Source organism: Olsenella sp. oral taxon 809 str. F0356 (genome assembly GCF_000233535.1).
In the GTDB taxonomy this organism is placed as follows: Bacteria; Actinomycetota; Coriobacteriia; order Coriobacteriales; family Atopobiaceae; genus Olsenella_I; species Olsenella_I phocaeensis.
The window spans coordinates 342374-363950 of record NZ_JH376563.1 but is presented as its reverse complement, the minus strand read 5'-3'; the positions used below and the strand labels follow the sequence as shown (position 1 = coordinate 363950).

Below are 21577 nucleotides of genomic sequence, written 5' to 3'. Positions count from 1 at the left end.
AGTGCGGCACCACATGGGGCGCAGGCCCCATGGACATATGCAAGCGGGGCAAGGCCCCCAGGGAAGTTCGAAGAAGGAGAAGGGACACGTCATGCTCAAAGCCGAAATCACGCGCAGGAACTTCCTGGGCGCCACGGCGGCCCTAGCGGCGACCGTAGGGCTTGCTGGTTGCGGTGGGGGCTCGGCCTCGACCACCGAGTCCGCCGGCGGTGCCGGAGCCGATGCCGCCAGCTACAAGATCGAGATGGTCACCGACACCGGTGGCGTGTCGGACCAGTCGTTCAACCAGAGCTCCTGGGAGGGTCTGCAGCAGCTCGAGTCCGACAAGGGCTGGGAGGTCAGCTACATCGAGTCGAAGCAGGAGTCCGACTACGCGACCAACCTGGACAAGGCCGTCGACGACGAGGCCAACCTCGTCTGGGGCATCGGCTTCAACATGGCCGACGCCGTCGCCCACTCCGCCCAGACCAACCCCGACGTCCAGTTCGCAATCATCGACAACGCATACGATGAATCCCAGTCCAACCTCACCGGCGTGACCTTCCGTGCGCAGGAGCCCTCCTTCCTGGTTGGCTACATCGCCGCACGTACCACGAAGACCAACAAGATCGGCTTCGTCGGTGGCATCACCGGCGTGGTCATCGACCAGTTCGACTACGGATACCGGGCTGGCGTCGACTACGCGAACAAGGAGGCTGGCACCAGCGTCGAGGTCCAAGGCCAGTACGCCGACAGCTTCTCCGATGCGGCCAAGGGCAAGGCGATCGCTTCCAAGATGTTCTCCGACGGGTGCGACATAGTGTTCCATGCCGCCGGTGGCGCGGGTGCGGGCGTCATCGAGGCGGCCAAGGAGGCGAACCAGTACGCGATCGGCGTTGACCGTGACCAGAACTACCTCGCTCCCGACAACGTCATCACCTCGGCCCTGAAGAGGGTCGACAAGGCCATCATCGAGGTCTCGACCCAGATCGAGGCGGGCACCCTCAAGGGTGGCTCCAACATCGAGCTGGGCTTCAAGGAGGATTGCGTCGGCATCCCCGAGAAGCACGATCTCATTGCCGATGACGTCTATCAGGCCGCGCTCGCGCTCTCCGAGAAGATCAAGGATGGCAGCATCGTACCGCCCATGAACAAGGACTCCTACGACAAGTACGTGGCGAGCCTCTAGTCCGCAAGTCAAGAAGCACGCAGGGATGGGGCGCCCTGGCCTGATGGCGGGGTGCCCCATCCCTTGGATGCGACGCCAGGGGAGCAGAAAACATGGAAGTCAGTCCGGAATACGCCGTGCAGATGCATGGCATAGTCAAGACGTTCGGCTCGTTCCGAGCGCTTGACGGGGTTGACCTCGACGTCAGGAAGCAGTCCATCCACGCCATCCTGGGCGAGAACGGGGCGGGAAAGTCCACGCTCATGAACGTCCTGTACGGTCTGTACCAGGCCGACGGCGGAGAGCTCTTCCTCAACGGCGAGAAGGTAAGCATAAACAGCCCGACCGAGGCCATCAAACATGGGATTGGCATGGTCCACCAGCACTTCATGCTGGTGGAGAACTTCACCGTGACCGAGAACATCGTCTTGGGGGAGGAGGTGTGCGGCACGGCGGGCGTCCTCGACATGGCCAAGGCGCGACAGGAGGTCGTCAAGATCGTCGAGGAGTACGGCCTCGAGGTAGACCCGGACGCGCTCATCGAGGACATCACCGTGGGCATGCAGCAGCGCGTCGAGATACTCAAGGCACTCTACCGCGGGGCGGACACCCTCATCCTAGACGAACCGACCGCAGTCCTCACGCCCCAGGAGATCGGCCAGCTGATCAAGATCATGCGCGACCTCGTCAGCAAGGGCAAGACGATCATCATCATCACGCACAAGCTCAAGGAGATCATGTCGTCCGCCGACGAGTGCACCATCATTCGCCGCGGTCGCTACATGGGAACCGTGGACGTGGCGCAGACCAACGAGGCGGAGCTCGCCTCCAAGATGGTCGGTCGCCACGTCAACCTCCACGTCGAGAAGTCGCCCGCCAGGCCGGGCGAGACCGTGCTCTCGATACGCGACCTGCACGTCAAGGACGACCGTGGGATCGAGGTCGTGAAGGGCCTCTCGCTCGACGTGCATGCGGGCGAGATCGTGGGCATCGCCGGCATCGACGGCAACGGACAGCGCGAGTTCGTGGACGCCATAGACAACCTCGTGCATGCGGAGTCGGGAACGATCGAGGTAAAGGGCAGGCAGATTCAGAACACCACGCCCAGGAACACCATCGAGACTGGCGTGGCCACCGTGCCCTCAGACCGCCATCGCTGGGGTCTCGTCCTGCCCTTCAGCGTCGCCGAGAACTCGGTTCTCGAGCGTCACAACGAAGAGCGCTTCGGCAAGGGCATCATGCTCGACCTGGCAAAGGTCGAGGAGTTCGCTCGCGGCCTCATCGAGGAGTATGACATCCGTCCCGAGGGCTGCGAGTCCCAGCCGGCCGCAGGCCTGTCTGGAGGCAACCAGCAGAAGGTCATCATCGCCCGCGAGGTCTCTGGTGAGCCTGACCTGCTCGTGGCCGTCCAGCCCACGCGAGGCCTGGACGTCGGTGCCATCGAGTTCGTGCACAAGTCGTTGATTCGCGAGCGCGACCGCGGCGCCGCCATCCTCCTCGTCTCGCTCGAGCTCGACGAGGTCATGGACGTGTCCGACACAATCGCCGTCATACACGACGGGCAGATCGTTGGCAGCTTCGAGCAGGGAACGGTCACCGAGGAGCAGATCGGCCTCCTGATGGCAGGAGGAGGGAGCAAATGAAAACCATCGTCAAGCTATTGAGGAAGCCCATCGCGGCATCGATACTGGCAATCGCCGTAGGCTTCCTGATCGCAGCCATAGTGCTCGCGATCGCGGGCTATGCGCCCGGACCGTCCTTCGCGGCCCTGTTTAACGGCATGATCGGCAAGCCCAAGTACATCTCCAACGTCGTCATCAAGGCAACCCCCCTGATTCTGACCGGCACGGCCGTGGCCTTCGCCTTCAAGACGGGCCTCTTCAACATCGGTGCCGAAGGCCAGTACGTGACTGGCACCATCTGCGCGGCGATCGTTGGCATCAGCTGCGACTTCCCACCCGTCTTGCAGGTCCCCCTCGTCATTCTCGCGGGGACGCTCGGCGGGGCCGCATGTGGCGCCCTCGTTGGCTGGCTCAAGGCGAAGTTCGGGATAAACGAGGTCATCACCAGCATCATGCTCAACTGGATCAGTCTCTACGCCTGCAACTTCGTGGTCAACGTGCCCGCCTTCCACCAGCCGGAGTCGACGAGCACCTATGCCGTCAATCCTTCCAGCTACACCATGATCCTCCCCAAGTGGAAGCTCTCGGAGGAGGGGCTCGCCACCCTCAAGGGGACCCCCTGGCTCTACGAGGTGCTCGTGAAGACTGACGTCAACGTGGGCATCCTCATCGCGGTGGCCTGTGCCATCCTCATCGCAGTGCTGCTGAAGCGCACCAAGATGGGCTACGAGATGCGCGCCGTGGGCCTCAACCGCGAGGCGGCTCAGTTCGCCGGCATCAACGTGAACCGCAACATAGTCACCTGCATGCTCATCTCGGGTGCCCTCTGCGGCCTGGCGGGCGCTCTGGCAGTGACCGGCCTGGAGCCGCATAACATATCCACCCTGGCCGCATTCGAGAACAATGGCTTCAACGGCCTCTCGGTGGCCTTCATTGCCGGCTCCTCGCCCATAGGGTGCATCTTCGCCGGGTTCCTGTTCAGCGGCCTCATCTATGGCGGGCAGAGCGTCCAGCAGGTCATGGGGGCGCCATCCGACATCATCAACATCATGATCGGCACCATCGTGTTCCTCATGGCCCTCTCGCAGGTCGTTCCCATGGTTGCCGACTGGCTTGAGCGCAGGGAGAAGGGGGTCGCAAATGCCTAGCAGCCTGTTTCTACTCATTGGCATCACCCTCATGTACTCGACGCCGCTCGTGTTCGGCGCCCTCTCGGGCGTCATCTCGGAGCGCTCGGGCGTCGTTAACATCGGCATAGAGGGCATGATGATGGTCGGTGCCTTCACGGCCTCTGCCGTCTCGTACTTCACCGGGAACCCTTGGCTGGGCTTTCTGGCCGCAGGCCTCACCGGTGCGATCATTGCACTCCTCCATGCCTTCGCGTCCATCACCTTCAGGGCTGACCAGACGGTCTCGGGCGTCGCAATCAACCTCCTGGCGCCCGGGCTCGCCCTCTTCTTCTGCCGCCGCCTCTTTGACAACGCGGCAATGACCCCCGTCTACACCACGCTGCCCAAGCTCTTCGGCGACAAGGCCCTTGCCGGCACGCCGTACGCGAGCCTCAACGTGGACGTGACGGTCGCCCTGGGCCTGGTTGCCGCGGTGATCATGTGGTTCGTCCTCTACAAGACCAAGTGGGGCCTGCGCGTCCGCGCCGTGGGCGAGCACCCTGCTGCCGCCGACACCCTGGGCATAAACGTCGAGCGCACGCGCTACGTCTGCGTGATCGTCTCGGGCATGCTGGCGGGCTTCGGTGGCGCCTCGGTCACGCTGGCCATCGTCTCGCAGTTCACTCAGACGGCCATCAGCGGCCAGGGCTTCATCGCGCTCGCCGCCGTCATCTTCGGCAAGTGGAAGCCGCATGGAGCCTACGGTGCCTGCCTGCTGTTTGGCCTGGCCCAGGCCCTCACCGTGATACTGGGCGGTGGTGACATCGCGATTCCCAGCCAGCTCATGGCGATGCTGCCCTACATCCTGACCATCATCGTGCTGGTGCTCTTCGTGGGTCGTTCCGTGGCACCCAAGGCCGATGGCGTGCCCTACAGGAAGGGTGCGCGCTAGCATGTCGTGCGGTACGGGGACCTCTCGGGCTACGGGAGTCCGAAGGAAGACCGTCGGGGCACCTCGCAGCCAGCCGAGCGCCCCGTCAAGGGAGGCATGATGGACGAGGGAGCGCTCGTTCGGGAGGCCATCGCCGCGCGAGAGGAGGCATACGCCCCGTACTCGCACTTCTCCGTGGGTGCCGCCCTTCTCGACTCGGAGGGCAGGGTGTGGCGTGGCTGCAACATCGAAAATGCGTCCTACACGCCCACGAACTGCGCGGAGCGTACCGCGTTCTTCAAGGCGGTGAGCGAAGGGGCGAGGGAATTCGAGGCCATCGCCATCGTCGGTGGGGCCGAGGGGCTTCCCATCAGCAACTGGTGTGCGCCCTGTGGCGTGTGCCGCCAGGTGATGGAGGAGTTCTGCGACCCTCGGAGCTTCAGGGTGGTGCTGGCCGCCTCGCCGCGCCAGATCAGGACCTATCTGTTGGAAGACCTGTTGCCGTTGGGCTTTGGCCCCCATGACCTCGAGGCGGCGCAAAGGGAGGCTGATGGCCAATGAGGATGTACGACGTCATCGAGACCAAGCGCAATGGTGGGGAGCTGAGCGACGAGCAGATCAAGTTCTTCGTCGACGGCTACGTCTCGGGCCAGATACCCGACTATCAGGCCTCTGCCCTGTGCATGGCCATCTACTTCAGGGGGATGAGCGCCCGCGAGACTGCGACGCTCACCATGGACATGGTCGCGTCTGGCGACGTGGTGGACCTCTCTCCCATCCCCGGCATCAAGGTAGACAAGCATTCCACCGGTGGCGTGGGTGACAAGACCTCGCTGGTAGTTGCCCCCATCGTCGCCTCGCTCGGCGTTAAGACCGCCAAGATGAGCGGCCGTGGGCTGGGACACACGGGCGGCACCCTTGACAAGCTCGAGTCCATTCCCGGCCTCTCCACCTCGGTCGAGCGCGATCGCTTCGTGAGGATCGTGAGCGAGGTCGGCGTGGCCATCATCGGCCAGACGGGCAACCTCGTTCCGGCCGACAAGAAGCTCTATGCCCTGCGCGACGTCACCGCCACCGTCGACAGCCTGCCGCTCATCGCCTCCAGCATCATGAGCAAGAAGATAGCGGCTGGCTCCGACAGGATCCTCCTCGATGTCAAGTGCGGCAGCGGGGCGTTCATGAAGACCGTCGACGACGCCATAGAGCTGGCTCGGTCTATGGTCGAGATCGGCGAGCACGTCGGCCGTACCACCGTCGCGATGATCACCGACATGGGCAGGCCTCTGGGCAACTGCATAGGCAATGCCCTGGAGGTGGCCGAGGCTGCGGCGACTCTGCAGGGCAGGGGTCCCAAGGACCTGACCGACATCTGCGTCGAGCTGGCGGGCAACATGCTCTTCCTGGCGGGCAAGAGCCAGATGGACGACTGCCGTCGCCTGGCGCGCGAGCAGATCTCCAACGGAGAGGGCTTCGCGAAGCTCAAGGAGATGGTTGCCGCCCAGGGCGGTGACGCCTCCCTGCTCGATGACGCCTTCGACAGTCTCGTGCAGCCGCGCGTGGCCCGTGAGGTGCGCGCGCAGCGCTCTGGCTGGCTCTATGCGATGGACACCGAGCGCTGTGGCATAGCGTCGGTGGCGCTGGGTGCCGGTCGAGCGCGCAAGGAGGACGCGATAGACTACTCCGCGGGCATCGTCTTGGCCAAGAAGAGTGGTGACGCCGTCGCTGAGGGGGACCTGCTCGCAACGCTGTATGCTGCCGACGAGGCGCTGTGCGACGAGGGGGAGCGCATCCTTCTCTCCGCGCTGGACATTCGCGCGGAGGAGCCCGCGGCCATCCCGCTGTTCCACGCGCGCGTTACGCGCGACGGCGTCGAGCGCTTGGACGCATAGGCGATAGTCCTGCCGGGTTACGACGATTTCTGTGGGCACGGGGGATGCGGGCGGTGCGGGAATGCCGTCGCGTCCCCCGTACGCATGCGGTCCGCTGCACGACGTCGTCGCGCGTCGTCTGCGACATGGACGGGGGAGAGGGATGCTGGCGATTCTGGTGGGTCTTGTGCCCGCGTTCGGCTTTGGCCTCATGGGCTGCGTTTCGCAGTTGGTGGGCGGCAGCGTCGCAAACAAGCAGCTGGGGCTTGCCCTCCCTACGCTGCCTCTTGCCCTTGTCATGTCGCTGGTCCGTCCGGTCGCCTGGTCGTCGGGGCTTGTCGTGGCGGCCGCCATCGATGGCATTGCCTGGAGCGCGTCGGAGGCCCTGCTTCTCTACAGCTTTGGCATCCTGGGCGTGTCGCGCTCGGTGCCCGTGTCCACTGGCGTCCAGCTCCTGGGCACGTCGGCGATTGGCGTGCTGTTCCTTGGTGAGTGGCGGGGGCAGTCCCAGCTGGCCTTGGGCCTGCTCGCCCTCGTGCTCGTGGCTGCGGGCGTGGTTCTCTGCTCTCGCGAGGACGCTTCCGCCATCGAGTCCGCCGCATCTCGTCCTGGGCACGAGGGCTGGTCGGCGAACGCACGAGGCATGGCCTGCGTCATGCTGTCCGCCGGTCTGAGCGTCGCCTATGCCTCGACGAGCAGCATCTTTGCCGTCGATGCCCTGGACCTCCTGCTGCCGCAGTCACTGTTCATGGTCGCAAGCTCGTTCGCGGTAGGGCTCGTCTCATCCAAGGGCAGGCTGGTCGGCAGCCCCGAGGCGGTACTCGGACGCAAGACTTGGGAGAACATGCTCGCGGGAGCGCTTTTCGCCATTGCGAACGCATGCGTTCTGCTGTCCAACCAGATGAACGGCCTCGCCGTGGGTTGGACCCTTGCCCAGATGAACGTCATCGTGTCGACCGTTGGCGGCCTAGTCCTGCTCCACGAGCACAGGTCGGCCCGAGGCCTTGCCTTCGTCGTTACGGGCATGGCTCTGGTCGCCTTTGGCGGCGTTCTTATTGGGCTGACCAAGGCCTGACGCCGGGTCGCCCATGGGCGAGGGCCGTCTGGCTTGGGGGCCCGCCTCGGGAACATGCCTAGGGCAGAATGCTTGTTTTCGGACGCACGTGCGCTGGGACGTCGCCCTGCGAGTCATTGTAGAAACCCTATCTGCACAAACGCAGATGACCTTTTCGCACGATAGACTTTCCACCGTCTCAAGCTCGCAAAAGCAACGCCTACTCCCCCGGTTCTCGTACGGACATGCCCAGGCGCATTCTCATGCTGCGGTCGTTGAGCGAGACGCGCGTGGCTCCGCGGGCGTTGGCGCAGGCCGATGCCGCCACCAGGCCTGCTTGTGCGCTGCGGCGCACGCCCAGGTCCTGCACCCAACCCCAGGCGATGCCTGCGGTCATTGCGTCCGAAAACTCGTTGGACTGGGGGATGGGGCCACCAGCCCAGGGCAGGAAGGCGCGCTCGGACTGACTGGCGCAGTACATTCCGCCCTCGTCCAAGGGGATGAACAGCGCGAGTGGGCCGCGCGAGAGAAGCTCGTCCGCCGCCGTGCGAATCGATGCCCTGTCGCGCAGCTCGCGGTCCAGCACCTCCCCCAGCAGCCTGACGTCCAACTTGACGAGCTCGGGTCGCTGTAGATCGTCCTCCAGGGGCTGGCGCCTGTCGGTGGCGGAGGGCGCGAAGAAGAGTGGCGCATGCACGTTCTGCCAGAGGAAGGAGCGCGACTCGGGCGGGACGCTGGAGTCCACGACGCAGACGGCCGCTCGGTCAATCACGTCCAGGTGCGCAGCCAGGTAGTCTGCCGTCAGGAGCTCGAAGGCCTTGGCGTCCCTCAAGACGAGTCGGCGGGTTCCGTTGGGACGGGTCATGTAGACGTTGGATGCGGTCTCGAGTCCGCGCGACACGAGGGAGTCGCTGATGTCCACCCCGTCGCGTCGGCAGCCATCCATGAGTCGCTCGGCGTTTGCGTCATCGCCAAAGACGGACACGAGCCTCACCTGGCGGTCCAGGTGGGCCAGGAACTGTGCCACGCTGCGTGCCGATCCGCTGGCGACGCTGCGCACCGTGCCTTCGAGCTGCTCCGTGCCATCGGCATCGCGCTCGGGCCAGCCGATGACGTCGATGCACGCGGCTCCCACCACAGCGATGTAGGGACTCTCCTGCAGTATGTAGCGCCTGCCAAGGATAGCGCCCTTGCGTGTGAGGTTCGACACGTGCACGGCCACCGACGAGCGCGAGATGCGCGCCTTCTCGGCAAGCTCCTTCTGGGTGATGGAGGGGTTCTCTCGTATCCATCCCAGGATTTGGCGTTCCCTGTCGGTGATCATGGCGGCTCCAATCCACTAAGCATCAGTTTATCGGCTCAACGTGGTCACGGGCGAGAGGAGCCGCTGGCCTCGGGTTGCGTGCCGTCCGTACCTGGCTCGCCGCCTCCGCTGGGAGGGCCGCGCTCCTCTCTGCCGTGGTAAAATGCCAGACTGCAAAAGGCGGACGCCGCAGCTAGAGGGGGAGGTTAGACGTGGCCGAGAAGCGTGACCTGCTCGATGACCTCATCGACATACAGCAGGACTGGGCAAGCGTCTCGAACCCCCTGGGTGGCATCGCCGACACCCTTGCTGCCGACCCGTCCAAGGTGAGGCAGTTCGACCCCTCCGAGTTCAAGGAGCGGCCGCGCGTCAACTCGATCTTCTGCCTGCGCGTCTCGTCCGGCAGGGATGACGTCTGCAGCCGCTGCTTGGACGTGTGCCCCGTGGATGCCATCCAGATCAAGGGCGCTGCCATAAAGGTGCTGGACAGCTGCCGCAAATGCGGGCTCTGCACCATGGCCTGCCCTACCGAGGCATTCCTGGTCCAGAGGATCATGGCCAAGCAGCTCTATGACAAGATCGTCCGCGTGGCCAGCGCCTACGAACAATGCTACGTGACCTGCACCCGCGCCATCGGTCGCCTGCCCAAGGACAACGAGGTGGTGCTGCCCTGCGTGGGCGCCATGCCTACCGAGGTCTGGCACGCCCTCCTGAGCGAGTTCGACAACGTGAGCGTCTACCTGCCCCTGGGCATCTGCGACCGCTGCCGCACCACCACGGGCGAAGCGGCGTATGTTGACCAGATTGGGCAGGCCGAGGAGTGGAGCGGCGACTCGGTGGGCCTTGAGGTCGACGAGGGACAAATGACCCACGAGCAGACGCGCGCCTACAAGCGCGGCCAGTTCGTGAACAGCATGGTCCAGGCGGGCCAGACGGCCCTCCTTGCCGGCAACCCCTCGCTCCTGGGTGCCAAGGCGGTGGCCCAGCGCATCCAAGACCACTCGCGCAAGATCACCAGCATGCAGCGCGAGCTCGAGCGCATGGTGGGCGACAAGACCACGGCCAACCGACGTCGCGTGCTCACGCAGAAGCGCAAGACCCTGCTCACCACCCTCCAGGGCCGGCCCCGCCTCGCGCGGCCCATCGTCCTGGACGTCCCCAGCTGCGATCCAAGCCGTTGCACCATGTGCGGGGACTGCGTCAAGGCCTGTCCCGTGCATGCCTGCGACCTCGACGCGGGAGGGCGCTTCTCCGTTGAGGCAGCCTATTGCCTCAACTGCGGGGCCTGCGCGAAGGTGTGCCCCGAAGGGGCCCTGACCATGGTGGCGGGCGACCCGCAACAGCTCGTGGTGCGCGACGAGGAGGCGGAGCGCCGTGCCAGGGCGGCGGCCAAGCAGCGGGAACAGGTCCAGAAGGCCAAGGAGGAGGGCAAAAGGCAGCTCAAGCGCGGCCTCGACATCCTCGAGCGCCTGGCGGACGACTAGAGACCAGCAAGGGCGGGGGACGCGGGCGTCCCTCGCATGGAATAGGAGTTGAGGACGTGGCACTTTCCATCGGCATCGTGGGCCTTCCCAACGTGGGCAAGTCGACCCTGTTCACCGCGCTCACGCGCAAGGGCGGTCTTGCGGCCAACTACCCCTTCGCGACGATCGACCCCAACGTGGGCATCGTGGACGTGCCGGACGCACGCTTGCAGAGGCTGGCAGACATCGTGCATCCCGCACGCATCGTTCCGGCGACGGTCGAGTTCGTGGACATTGCCGGTCTGGTGAAGGGCGCAAACGAGGGAGAGGGGCTGGGCAACCAGTTCCTGTCCAACATTCGTAACACCGACGCCATCTGCGAGGTCGTGCGCTACTTCTCCGACCCCGACGTGGTGCATGTGGACGGGCGCGTCGACCCTGGCTCCGACGCCGACACCATCCAGACCGAGCTCGTCCTGGCGGACCTCGGCACGCTCGAGCGCGCCATCCCCAAGCTCGAGAAGGAGGCCAAGCGCGACAAGGAGAAGGCCCCCAACCTGGCCATCGCCAAGAGGCTCCAAGACTGGCTCAACGAGGGCAAGCGTGCGGCCGAGCTCGACATGAGCGACGACGAGCGCGCGGCGGCCCACGACCTCTTCCTCCTCACCATGAAGCCCATGCTCTATGTGGCCAACGTCGACGAGGACAAGGTCTCCGAGGTGCCCGCCCCCATCAATGGCCAGACGCCCATTCCCATCTGCGCTGAGGTCGAGGCGGAGCTCGCCGAGCTCGACGCCGAAGAGGCGGCCGAGTACCTCGAATCCCTGGGCTTGGAGCACAGCGGGCTCGAGACCCTGGCACAGGCCGCCTATCACCTGCTAGGACTGCAGAGCTACTTCACGGCGGGCGAGAAGGAGGTCAAGGCCTGGACGGTCCACATCGGTGCCAAGGCACCCGAGGCCGCCGGCGTGATCCACTCCGACTTCGAGCGCGGCTTCATCAAGGCCAAGACCATCAGCTACGAGGACTACGTCGAGCTGGGCGGCGAGGCCGGCGCGCGTGAGGCTGGCCGCCTGCGCATGGAGGGCAAGGACTACGTCGTCCAGGATGGTGACGTGATGGAGTTCATGTTCAACGTGTAGCGAGCTGGGTTGCTGAGCCTGTGGGCCGTGCGACCCTCGCAGCCCCTCTCGCCCTGCGAATTTGCTCGTCGAGTGCGCAAGCTTAAGCCTTGCTACTTCGCGAGTGCGCAAGCTTAAAGGCCGGAATTGCGCACTCGACGGCGAAAACCGCCCCTCTCGCTACGAAGGGCCAGGTGGCCGGAAGCCGAGTGCGCAAGCTGAAGCCTTCAGACTGCGCACTCGACGCTTGTCTGTGGGGGAGAGAGGCTTCGTTCTAAGATGTCTACAGCAGGCTCTTTACTTCTTCGCTCAGCTCGAACCTGAGGGGACGCCTGCGTGTCGTCACCATCAGCCCGAGCTCCTCGAGCCTTTTGGTGTACTTGCGTGCCTGCTGCTGTGAGACATTGGAATGCGAGGCGACCTCGGCAAGGCTGGTTCCGGGGAACGTGGCGAAGAGTTGGAGCTGGATGAGCATAAACAGGACGCTTGCCTCCTGTTCGGACAGTCCTCGCTCGCTCACGACCTGCGATAGGAGCTTCGAGGCCTCTTCGAGCGCCGTTCGCTTCTGGGTCAGGTCGTCGACGATCTGCTCTTGAGCGACAAGGATGTTCTCGAGGAGGTTCCAGACGAAGAAGGTGAGCTCCCCGTGGTTGAGGGGGCTTTCTGCCTGCTTGAACGACTTGTAATAGGCGGCTCGGTTCTCTGCGATGACCCTAGAAAGCGAGAGCGATGTGAGTGTGGAGAGCGGTCGGCTGAGGTAGAGTGCGAGCAGATAGCGCCCCGTGCGTCCGTTCCCGTCGTAAAAGGGGTGGATGTACTCGAAGTAGTAATGCGCGATGATCGCGCTGAAGGTCTGGGGCATGTCCTTCCTGTCCGCGAGCTCGATCATGCGGGCAATAGCCTCGATGATCTTCTCCTCCGGCTCGATTCCCACATGAAGGATCTTCTGATGCGCTCCGATGATCTCAACCCCACCTGCTCGGAATAGCCTTCCGTCAGGCACGACGCCATGCATATCTTCGCCCCTCATGACGAGGTCGTAGACTCTGCGCACGTCTTCTGGGCTGCTTGGGTACCCTCGGTCATGGTCGCTGAGGTCCAGGTAGAGCTTTGCGAATTCCCTGAAGCGGCGGTCCCGTGACTGATCGTCCATAGAAAGTTCCAGGTCGAGGGCATCGCTCACCTGCCTGCGCGTGCTGTGAACGCCCTCCAGCTCGTTCGTGCTGACGACCTCGTCGATGACGAGGCTGCGCACGAGGGCGGCGCTTGCCACGGGGGGCAGCGCACCCATGGTCGCCGAGACGGCGCGCTCGTTGCGCATGACGCGTTCGTTGAGCACGGAGAGCTCTCTCGGGGTAGCAAGGAACAGTTCTCCGTTCGGGGTCAGCAAGCTTGTGCGAAAGGTCGAGTCGGCTTCGAGTCGCTCCCGTGCAAGACGCGCGTTGTGTGCGAACCTGTCGGAGGAAGCATCCGCATAGAAGATCTTCTCAAGGGAGCGGTATGACATGGTCTGCGCCTCCGGACGTTGGGAGTATGACTAGTGGCGTTTGATAGCCTCTCTTATTTATACTAACTGGCAATTAGTATAAATAAGAGAAGACCTATGATTCGCCTGTACTTCGTCCCTGCTTCGCGAGTGCGCAAGCTTAAAGGCCGGAATTGCGCACTCGACGGCGTAAACCGCCCCTCTCGCCACGAAGGGCCAGGTGGCCGGAAGCCGAGTGCGCAAGCTGAAGCCTTCAGACTGCGCACTCGACGCTTGGGCGGTGGAGAGGGTCCGCGACTGGATCAGTCGCGGACCCTGAAAGAGAAAAACTCTGCAGCTGACCCCAGCCGGCTAACCCCCGGCTCGTCCTAGCTTGCTGCGGAGACCAAGAGACTCCCCGTGTCACAGCGGGTAAGAGAACCGCCATCCCTGGGGGGCACCAGTCCTCCTGACCGCGGCACTAGGACTTGTAGTCGCTTCCCAGCACCACGACCACGTCGACGCTGCTGTTCCAGCTGCCGTCGTTCTCCTCGATGATGGAGTCGTCCAAGCCCAGCGTCCTTGCCGCGCCACGGGCCTTTGCCGACGACGAGGCGTTGTAGATGACGCGCGTGGTGTCCGAGTTGGAGTCCGCGTTGCCCGCTATGGCCGAGAAGCCCGCGCCTACGAGCTTGTTGGCGGCGTTGCCCGCAGCGCCGTTCTTGCCGCTCGCGTTGAGCACGCTCACGTTGCCGGAGTAGACGGGCTCCTCGCTTGCGCTCGAGGCGGTGACGGAGTCGCCGCCCGAGCTCTTGCCAACCGACCCCGCCACGCCTGCGGTGGTGTCCTGCGAGGCGTCGCTGTAGGGTGGAAGACCCTGGTCGACGCGGTCCATCATCACCTTCCATGCTGCAGTGTCGCAGATCTCGTACCAGAGGTCGTTCATGTACTTGGCGGTCGTGGGACAGAGTCCGGAGTAGATGTCCTCGTCCACGTCCATGCCGATGAGCTGCGAGGCAAGGCCCGCGATGGACGAGACGTCGAGGTCGGTGGTGACGTATCCCGCCATGGTCGAGACCGTGTTGGCCATGGTGATGGGGTCGCTGGAGAGCACCTTCTTGGTGACGGCGCCAATGAGCATGCGCTGGTTGGCGGCGCGGTAGAAGTCGCCGCCCCCGTAGTTGTCGTAGGCGTGGCGGGTGCGTCCCAGGAGGGCGGCCGTCTGGCCGTCCAGGGTGTTCTCGCCCGCGGGGAGGTCGAGACCGGTGTAGTCGGGGTCCTTGACGTCCACGGGCAGGTCGACGGTGACGCCTCCCACTTGGTCGACGATGGCCGCGAATCCGTCCATGTCCACCTCGGCATAGTGGGAGATCGAGACTCCGGCGAACTCGGAGACGACCTTCGTCGCGTAGGCCGCGCCGCCATAGGAGTAGGCGGCGTTGATCTTCTGCTTGCCGTTGACCCCCAGGTCGACGTAGGTGTCGCGGGGAATGGAGACCAGCGTCACCTTCTTGTTTTGGGGGTCCACGCGGGCAAGGATGATCGTGTCGGTGCGGTAGTTGCTGCTGTCGGCCCCGTACTGCGAGTCCTGGGTGCGCTCCTCGTCCTTGTCGACGCCCAGGAGCAGCATGTAGAAGGGCTCGTTGTACTTGGTCTCGGTGAGGACGGAGCGCAGCTCGCTGCTCACGCCGGCACCCAACTTGCCGTTTATGCTGATGATGTAGCCCCAGACGCCGACGACGGCAGCCACGAGCAGCACGGCCACACTTGCGAGGACGCCGCGTAGCACCCTGCCTCTGCGGGCGGAGGCGCGCTTCTTGGCGTAGTAGGGAAGGGCGTTGCGCCTCGAGAGGATGTCTGCCGAGGGCCCGCCGGCGAAGCGCCTTCCCCTGCTGGCGCGTCCCTCGGCCTGCTCCTGGTCGCTGTTCCTCAGATGTCGCATGGGCTAGCTCCGCATCGCTATCTACTCGTAGTCGACCCCAAGGGTGACCACGACATCGTAGCCGTCGTACTGGCTGTCGTTGCTCTCCTTGTATGTGACCTTGAGCCCGAGCGTCCGCGCGACTCCCGCCGCCTCTGCCTCGTGGCCCGTCGTGTAGGTGATGGTCGTGGTCTGAACGCTCGCCCCGGCGTTACCGGAGCTGGCGCCAAAGCCCGCCCCGTCCAGCTTGTCCGCAGTCTTGCCCGCGAGGCCGTCGGTGTGGGTGCCGTTGAGCACGAGCACACTGCCCGTGTAGCTGGGCTCGACGTCGGAGGATGTAGAGGCGTTCTTCTCGCCTGTCGAATCACCCTGGGTGGTCGCGGCGGTCGAACTTGCGTTGGAGCTGTTGTCGCCGATCCGCGCCGAGGCGTCGCTCGCCAGGTCTTGGTCGCCGTCCTCGTAGGGGCTGAGGCCCCTGTTGACGCGGTCCATCATCTTCTTCCAGGCGGCAGTGTCGCAGACTTCGTACCAGGTGTCGTTGACGTACTCCGGCGTCGTGGGTTCCATGCCGCTCATGATGTCGCTGTTGACGTCCATGCCAAGGAACTGGGTCGAGAGGCTGGCGATCGACGACACGTCCATGTCGGTGGTGACGTAGCCGGCGAGGGTCGACACCGTGGACGCGAGCGTCAGGGGGTTGCTCGCCAGCACCTTCTGGACCACGGCGCTGATCACGATGCGCTGGTTGGCGGCACGATAGCGGTCCCCGTCGCCGTAGACGTCGTAGGCGTGGCGGGCGCGACAGAGAAGGGCCGCGGTCCTGCCGTCCAGGGTGTTCTGGCCTGCCTTGAGGTCGAGGCCGGTGTAGTCGGGGTCCTTCACGTCCACGGGCAGATCGACGGTGACGCCACCCACCTGGTCCACGACCGCAGCGAGGCCGTCCATGTCGACCTCGGCGTAGTGCGAGATGGGCACGCCCGCGAAGTCCGATATGACCTGGGTGGCGTAGGCCGCCCCGCCGATGGAGTAGGCGGCGTTGATCTTCTGGGTGCCGTTGGAGCCGAGCTTGACCTGGGTGTCTCGGTGGATGGAGACGAGCGTGACCTTCTTGTTCTGGGGGTCGATGCGCACCAGCATGATGGAGTCGGAGCGATACGCGTTGTCGGAGCTGCCGTACTCGGAGCCTCCGGCACGCGACTCGTCCTTGTCGATGCCCAGGAGCAGCATGTAGAAGGGGTCGCCGGCCTCGTGGTCGCTGAGCACGGACGAGAGGGTCTTGTTCACGCCCTTGTTGAGCTGGGCATTGATGTTGCTGACGTAGGTCCAGGCAGTGGTTCCCAGCGCGACCATGGCAACGAGCAGGGTCACGAGCACGGTCCGCACCACCGCGTGGCGGCGGCGGGAGCGACGCATGCGGGAGTAGCGCTCCAGCGACCCCTCGCGCGAGAGCTCCTGGGCTCCGAGCTGTTCTGGCTGCGAACTCCTGCTCTTGGCCAAGGGGGCTCCTTTACCGTTAACCGTGCTCTTTGGGGCAGGGAATCCGGGTATGAATTCCTCCATGTATAACCACCTAATAATAGTCGCAGTGGCCTGCGCGCGCATGAAGCACACAAACGCTAGCAGGCATCCGACTCGGCCTTTGCGCTGGTCTACAATGAACCGGAAAAAAGCAGCACCGATGGCGACGTCGCACCGTCCGGCGTCGCGGCACGAACCCATGCACAGAACAGGAGCAGCAATGAAGGCTTCCAGGCCAGGACAGTTCGTCGCGGTCTTCGACTTTGGCGCCCAGTACGGCCAGCTGATCGCACGTAGGGTGCGTGACCTGCACGTCTACTCAGAGATCGTTCCCTGCGACATCTCCGCCGACGAGCTGAGACAGATGGCACCCTCCGCCATCATCCTGTCCGGTGGCCCCGCCTCCGTGTATGCGGACGACGCGCCCGACATGGACGCCGCCGTCTTCGAGCTGGGCATCCCCATCCTGGGCTTCTGCTACGGCCAGCAGATCATGGCCGTCAAGCTGGGCGGCAGGGTCGGCCACACCGAGAAGGGCGAGTATGGTCCCGCGACGCTGGTGCGCAAGGGCGAGGCGCGCATCCTCGACGGCACGCCCGAGGGCGGGCAGACCGTGTGGATGAGCCACCGCGACGCCGTGAGCCAGGTGCCCGAGGGCTTCTCCGTCACCGCCAGCACCGAGACCTGTCCCATCGCCGCCATGGAGTGCCCCGAGTGCAACTTCTACGCCACGCAGTTCCATCCCGAGGTGCGCCACACCGAGCACGGCCAGGACATGCTGAGGAACTTCCTCTTCGGCGTCTGCGGGCTCGAGGAGAGCTGGACGATGGACAACATCGTCGAGCAGAAGGTCACCGAGATCCGCGAGGCGGTGGGGGAGCGCAAGGTGATCCTGGCACTTTCGGGCGGGGTGGACTCCTCCGTGGTGGCAGCCCTTGTGCACCGTGCCATCGGGGACCAGCTCACCTGCGTCTTCGTGAACCACGGCCTGCTGCGCAAAGGCGAGCCCGAGATGGTGGAGCAGGTCTTCCGCAAGCAGTTCAACGTGCCCCTGGTGCACGTGCACGCCGAGGAGCGCTACGCCAGGATGCTGGCGGGCGTCACCGAGCCCGAGCAGAAGAGGCGCCTGATCGGCACCGAGTTCTGGAAGGTCTTCTTCGAGGAGGCCCAGAAGATCGGTGGGGTGGAGATGCTGGCGCAGGGCACCATCTACCCCGACATCATCGAGAGCGGCGCGCGCAAGACGGGCGGCAAGGCGTCGACCATCAAGAGCCACCACAACCTGATTCCCTTCCCCGAGGGCGTGCACTTCGACCTCATCGAGCCCCTGGACCACTTCTTCAAGGACGAGGTGCGCGAGCTGGGCGTGAGCCTGGGCCTGCCTGCGGGCATGGTGTACAGGCAGCCCTTCCCCGGGCCCGGCTTGGCCATTCGCATCATCGGTGACGTCACGCCCGAGAAGCTCGACATCCTGCGCGACGCCGACGCCATCGTGCGCGAGGAGCTGGACGCGTACAACGCGCGGCTCTTCGAGGAGACGGGCGAGAGGAACAGCGAGCACAGCTGCTGGCAGTACTTCGCCGTGCTGCCCGACATCAAGAGCGTCGGCGTCATGGGAGACGAGCGCACGTACGCGCGACCGATCATCGTGCGCGCCGTGGAGTCGAGCGACGCCATGACCGCAGACTGGGCGAAGCTTCCCTACGAGGTGCTGGGCAAGATCAGCAGCCGCATCGTGGGAGAGGTGCCGGGCGTGAACCGGGTTGTCTACGACGTGACGCCCAAACCGCCAGCTACGATAGAGTGGGAGTAAACTGGAGCGGATTTTGCGCAATCGAAATTCCGTCCGTTGAGTGTCGCAGTGTGCCGCCACGGACGAAAAAGCGTAAAGCCACCTGTGATTTTGGGTGAGTAAAAACTTTCGGGACCCCCTGGAAACAACGTTTTCAGGGGGCTTTTTATGCCTTTTGACCTGCTGTTTCAGCCATTTTTACTCTAAAAGCGCGTACACCACGAACATGGCGACATGCAGCGGACGAAGAGTAAAGGAATTTTCGGAGAGTAAATTGTCCCAGTAGTTTGTCCCACCGCCCCAAAAACGCCCCTGAAACTCAAGTGAAACTCAATAGGGCCAAATCAAGTGGGTTTCAAGCAAAACCGCAGGTCAGGGCTAAGAGTAAAAATTTACTCTCCGACGCCATTCTTGGGCGTTTCCGCATAGAAAAAGGCTCTTGGGACCGATTCCCAAGAGCCTCGATTTACTCTAAAACACGCCCGATTTCCGGGTGAAAGCCACTGTATCCCGAAAGAGTAAAAACTAGAAGCGAGCCTTCCACTCGTCGTACTCCTCCTGGGAGATCTCGCCGGAAACCAGCTCTTCCCTCTTGGCTGCCCACGTCTTCAGCATCTGGGCGGCCTTGGGCGCAGAGGGCGCCTTCGAATCGACGGCGAAGGACATGCCATCCTCGCCCGGCACGATGCCGAACTCGTCCTCCAGCTGCAGCATGAGTGCCAGCAGATCCCTCGCACTCTCGACACCATAATCCCTCAGGACCAGCGGCGAGACGTCCAGCGCCTTGGCGATGTCTTCAACCTGAGACGGCTTCGGAGTCCTAGCTCCGCTCTCGTAGTGGCGAATCGCCCCCTCAGTGAGACCGACCTTCTCAGCCAGTTCCCCCTGGTACATGCCGCGCAGCTTGCGGTAGTGCTTGATCTTGTCGCCAGTGGACACGGGTTCCTCCTAGATGAAATGCAGACGTTGCAATTCTAGCACCGTACAGAAACGTACGCAAATTATTGACAGTACGGATACGTACGATTACTATGCAATCCTATAACGTACAAATACGTACGATGTTAGGAGGAGACATTGCACGACGAGGAAAAGAAGCCGACCATGCTGAACGCCGATCAGGTTGCCGAGCGGCTGAACATGTCAAGGAGCTACGCCTACCGAATCATCCGGGAGATGAACGACGAGCAGGAGTCAAAGGGACGCCCCGTGCTGAAGGGCCGCGTAAGGTCCGACCACTTTGAGCGCAGGTACTTCGCAGGTGATGAAGATGCCCGTATATAGAAGCGAGAACGGCACGTTCTACGTGCAGTGCTTCTACCGCGACGGCAGGGGCACCAAGAGGCACAAGACGAAAAGGGGTTTCCCCACCGAACTGGAGGCCCTGCTGTGGGAGAAGGACTTCAGGTCCTCCCATCTGGGCACCATGGACATGGCCTTCAAGGATTTCGTCGAAGTGTACGCCACCGAGATAAAACCTCGCATCAGGGAGCACACCTGGATGACCAAGGAGTACATCATTGCCGACAAGATCACCCCGTTCTTCGGCAACATGCGCATGAGCGAGATCAAGCCGGTGGACATCGTGCGCTGGCAGAACGAGCTGATCGAGCACAGGAACAAGGACGGAGAGCCGTACTCCCCAACCTACCTGAGAACCATCAACAACCAGCTGAGCGCCATATTCAACCACGCGGAGCGCTACTACGACCTGCCACAGAACCCCGTGTCCAAGACGACGCGCATGGGTTCCTCGAAGGGCGGAGAGATGGTGTTCTGGACCAAGGACGAGTACCTGAGGTTCTCGGAGGCCGTCATGGACAAGCCGTTGTCGTTTCATGCGTTCGAGCTGCTGTACTGGACGGGCATCCGCGAGGGCGAGCTGCTGGCTCTGACTCCCGCCGACTTCGACCTGGAAACCGCGGAACTCAGCGTCACCAAGTCGTACCAGCGCTTGAGGGGCGTGGACACCATCACCGACCCAAAGACGCCCAAGTCCATCAGGAAGATATCCATCCCCCGGTTCCTCAACGAGGAAATGCGGGACTTCCTGGAGATGAGGGACGACCTGGACCCGCACGACAGGATCTTCGCGGTGACGAAGAACTTCCTCAGCCATGAGATGAAGCGAGGATGCGAGGCCAGCGGCGTGAAGCGCATCCGCATACACGACCTCAGGCACAGCCACGTCTCCCTGCTCATCAATATGGGGTTCACGGCATTCGCCATAGCAGAGAGGGTCGGCCATGAGAGCATTGACATCACCTACCGCTACGCCCACCTGTTCCCCACGAAGCAGGTCGAGATGGCAAATGCGCTCGACAACCTGAGGGAAGGATAAGATGCAACATTCAAGAACGGGTCGCGCGCGAAGCAAGACCATGGCGTTCAGGCTCACGCCGGAGGAGTACGACCTCGTTTGCGAGAGGATAGCGCTCTCTGGACTTGGCCGCCAGGAGTACATCTACCGCAAGCTTATGGACATGGAAGTGGTCGTGCAACCCTCTGTGAGGGTTCACAAGGCCTTGAAGGACTCCATGGCGCAAATCTACCAGCAGTTGCTCAGAATCCGTGCAGGAGACAATCTGGACGCCGAGATGGAGGCCGTTATCCAGATGCTTGCCGAGGAGTTCAACGATCTGAAGCCAGCCGAGGAGGAGGCACGGGTCGACCAGGAGAACCAGAGCATGTGGAACCTTGAGCGCAACTAGAAAAGGGGTGTCCTTTTGTAAGGACTACGCCGGTTTAGCTGTGAGCTTAGAATCCGTGGCGAACGATGAAGATTAGAGCGGAGGCGCGATGAGACATAAGAAGAAGCAGGTATCCATCGCGATGAATTCGGCGCTCCTAGACGAGATAGGTAAAAGCGAGGAACCTCAAGACTGGATCACTCTCGACAAGGTCCTCAAAGATCAGTATTTCGTTGAAGCATTTGCGACAAGCAATGCATTCGCGGGTTTCGATTATCATTTCCCGGTTGTGTTGCGCTTCGAAGAGTATGACCTGTCGATCAACATCGACCAAGAAAGGATGTCGCTGCGAGCGATTCTTCATAAGGGCGATGCCCTCGATCAGCTCTGCCACGACAGTACCTCCCATGAGGAAGAGTGCATTTATTGGCATAGGGTCAGCGAACTCGAGGACTGCTGTGGCGAGAAGATGATTTGCGTTGATCGCCCTTGCGGTCCCGGTGATACAGTGCATTTTGAGCTTGAAGACCACGAGTTTGCATTGCAGCTAATTGAAAAGTAAAAGAAAGCGAG

General features: G+C 63.2%; 19 protein-coding genes. 14 read left to right on the top strand and 5 right to left on the bottom strand.

The window, feature by feature from the left end:
* Window positions 1–91: 91 nt before the first annotated feature.
* The 7 genes from HMPREF1008_RS01610 (at window position 92) to HMPREF1008_RS01580 (ending at window position 7752) form a co-directional block, all read left to right on the top strand.
* Window positions 92–1168 carry a BMP family protein gene (locus tag HMPREF1008_RS01610; RefSeq protein ID WP_009278104.1) on the top strand — a complete coding sequence of 359 codons (1077 nt, stop codon included), beginning with the start codon at window positions 92–94 and terminating at the stop codon, window positions 1166–1168.
* A 92-nt stretch (window positions 1169–1260) separates the two neighbouring features.
* On the top strand, window positions 1261–2790 hold the full coding sequence (locus tag HMPREF1008_RS01605) for an ABC transporter ATP-binding protein (protein ID WP_009278103.1): 1530 nt from the start codon (window positions 1261–1263) through the stop codon (window positions 2788–2790).
* A complete protein-coding gene (locus HMPREF1008_RS01600; protein WP_009278102.1) occupies window positions 2787–3917 on the top strand; it encodes an ABC transporter permease in 1131 nt (376 codons plus the stop codon). Before HMPREF1008_RS01605 ends, HMPREF1008_RS01600 begins: the two co-directional genes overlap by 4 nt.
* The gene (locus tag HMPREF1008_RS01595; protein WP_009278101.1) at window positions 3910–4830 is read left to right on the top strand and encodes an ABC transporter permease; all 921 of its coding nucleotides are present in this window, start codon (window positions 3910–3912) and stop codon (window positions 4828–4830) included. The genes HMPREF1008_RS01600 and HMPREF1008_RS01595 overlap by 8 nt, the downstream gene beginning before the upstream one ends.
* Window positions 4831–4929: 99 nt before the next feature.
* On the top strand, window positions 4930–5370 hold the full coding sequence (locus HMPREF1008_RS01590) for a cytidine deaminase (RefSeq protein WP_009278100.1): 441 nt from the start codon (window positions 4930–4932) through the stop codon (window positions 5368–5370).
* Entirely contained in the window at window positions 5367–6698 is a 1332-nt protein-coding gene (locus HMPREF1008_RS01585) for a pyrimidine-nucleoside phosphorylase (protein ID WP_009278099.1), read from the top strand. Before HMPREF1008_RS01590 ends, HMPREF1008_RS01585 begins: the two co-directional genes overlap by 4 nt.
* Window positions 6699–6840: 142 nt before the next feature.
* The gene (locus tag HMPREF1008_RS01580) at window positions 6841–7752 is read left to right on the top strand and encodes a GRP family sugar transporter (protein WP_009278098.1); all 912 of its coding nucleotides are present in this window, start codon (window positions 6841–6843) and stop codon (window positions 7750–7752) included.
* 199 nt (window positions 7753–7951) lie between these two features.
* Here the strand turns inward: HMPREF1008_RS01580 and HMPREF1008_RS01575 are convergent, their stop codons facing one another.
* Window positions 7952–9055 (bottom strand): PfkB family carbohydrate kinase, encoded by a 1104-nt coding sequence (locus HMPREF1008_RS01575; RefSeq protein ID WP_009278097.1) that lies wholly within the window; start codon window positions 9053–9055, stop codon window positions 7952–7954.
* Between the two features lie 191 nt (window positions 9056–9246).
* Here HMPREF1008_RS01575 and HMPREF1008_RS01570 point away from each other — a divergent pair, with 191 nt between their 5' ends.
* Window positions 9247–10518, top strand: coding sequence for a 4Fe-4S binding protein (locus HMPREF1008_RS01570; protein ID WP_009278096.1), 1272 nt, complete (start codon window positions 9247–9249; stop codon window positions 10516–10518).
* 56 nt (window positions 10519–10574) lie between these two features.
* Complete coding sequence (ychF, locus tag HMPREF1008_RS01565; protein ID WP_009278095.1) at window positions 10575–11639, top strand: redox-regulated ATPase YchF; 1065 nt, start codon at window positions 10575–10577, stop codon at window positions 11637–11639.
* Between the two features lie 262 nt (window positions 11640–11901).
* On the opposite strand, the gene HMPREF1008_RS01560 is transcribed toward ychF, so the two are convergent.
* The 3 genes from HMPREF1008_RS01560 to HMPREF1008_RS01550 form a co-directional block, all read right to left on the bottom strand.
* Window positions 11902–13125, bottom strand: coding sequence for a Fic family protein (locus tag HMPREF1008_RS01560; RefSeq protein ID WP_009278094.1), 1224 nt, complete (start codon window positions 13123–13125; stop codon window positions 11902–11904).
* 439 nt (window positions 13126–13564) lie between these two features.
* Entirely contained in the window at window positions 13565–15025 is a 1461-nt protein-coding gene (locus tag HMPREF1008_RS01555; protein WP_009278093.1) for an LCP family protein, read from the bottom strand.
* A 21-nt stretch (window positions 15026–15046) separates the two neighbouring features.
* Complete coding sequence (locus HMPREF1008_RS01550; RefSeq protein WP_040656688.1) at window positions 15047–16501, bottom strand: LCP family protein; 1455 nt, start codon at window positions 16499–16501, stop codon at window positions 15047–15049.
* A 241-nt stretch (window positions 16502–16742) separates the two neighbouring features.
* Here HMPREF1008_RS01550 and guaA point away from each other — a divergent pair, with 241 nt between their 5' ends.
* Window positions 16743–18335, top strand: coding sequence for a glutamine-hydrolyzing GMP synthase (guaA, locus tag HMPREF1008_RS01545; RefSeq protein ID WP_009278091.1), 1593 nt, complete (start codon window positions 16743–16745; stop codon window positions 18333–18335).
* 504 nt (window positions 18336–18839) lie between these two features.
* Here guaA and HMPREF1008_RS01540 read toward each other — a convergent pair.
* Window positions 18840–19253 carry a helix-turn-helix domain-containing protein gene (locus HMPREF1008_RS01540; protein WP_009278090.1) on the bottom strand — a complete coding sequence of 138 codons (414 nt, stop codon included), beginning with the start codon at window positions 19251–19253 and terminating at the stop codon, window positions 18840–18842.
* A 138-nt stretch (window positions 19254–19391) separates the two neighbouring features.
* Here HMPREF1008_RS01540 and HMPREF1008_RS01535 point away from each other — a divergent pair, with 138 nt between their 5' ends.
* From HMPREF1008_RS01535 to HMPREF1008_RS01520, 4 genes are all read left to right on the top strand, one after another.
* On the top strand, window positions 19392–19598 hold the full coding sequence (locus HMPREF1008_RS01535) for a hypothetical protein (protein ID WP_009278089.1): 207 nt from the start codon (window positions 19392–19394) through the stop codon (window positions 19596–19598).
* Window positions 19585–20655, top strand: a complete 1071-nt coding sequence (locus HMPREF1008_RS01530; RefSeq protein ID WP_009278088.1) for a site-specific integrase — start codon at window positions 19585–19587, stop codon at window positions 20653–20655. The genes HMPREF1008_RS01535 and HMPREF1008_RS01530 overlap by 14 nt, the downstream gene beginning before the upstream one ends.
* Window positions 20656–20695: 40 nt before the next feature.
* Entirely contained in the window at window positions 20696–21025 is a 330-nt protein-coding gene (locus HMPREF1008_RS01525) for a hypothetical protein (protein WP_198003138.1), read from the top strand.
* A gap of 88 nt (window positions 21026–21113) precedes the next feature.
* A complete protein-coding gene (locus tag HMPREF1008_RS01520; RefSeq protein ID WP_009278086.1) occupies window positions 21114–21566 on the top strand; it encodes a hypothetical protein in 453 nt (150 codons plus the stop codon).
* Window positions 21567–21577 lie beyond the last annotated feature (11 nt).